The organism is Alkalihalophilus lindianensis, assembly GCF_032843265.1.
GTDB lineage: Bacteria > Bacillota > Bacilli > Bacillales > Bacillaceae_D > Alkalihalophilus > Alkalihalophilus lindianensis.
Genome location: NZ_JAWJBA010001020.1, coordinates 1 through 236, shown reverse-complemented (window position 1 = coordinate 236; position 236 = coordinate 1). Strand labels below are relative to the sequence as shown.

Annotated in this window: 1 protein-coding gene; it reads right to left on the bottom strand. The window is 69.5% G+C overall.

Annotation, left to right across the window (positions count from 1 at the left end):
* Positions 1–18: 18 nt before the first annotated feature.
* Positions 19–236, bottom strand: a 218-nt coding sequence (locus RYX56_RS25205; RefSeq protein WP_317124495.1) for a hypothetical protein, incomplete at its 5' end; no start/stop codon positions are given.

Sequence of the window (236 nt, the reverse complement as noted above, 5' to 3'; positions counted from 1 at the left end):
CCGCCGGTCAGTCGGCCGCTAATTGTTGTTGCACTCGCCCCCGGTGCAATCATCCTTGGTGTCACCCAGCGCGACGAGCAGCCCGACACCGACGAGCGCCGCGACCCCGACGACGATCAGTCCCGCATTGCCGCTCGACAGATTGCTGCGCCCCTTCCCCGGCGCCGGGGGGGCCTTCGCCCTACCCGACGCGGCCTTCCGCGTGACTCCGGTCAAAGACCTGGTCGATGCGCGTC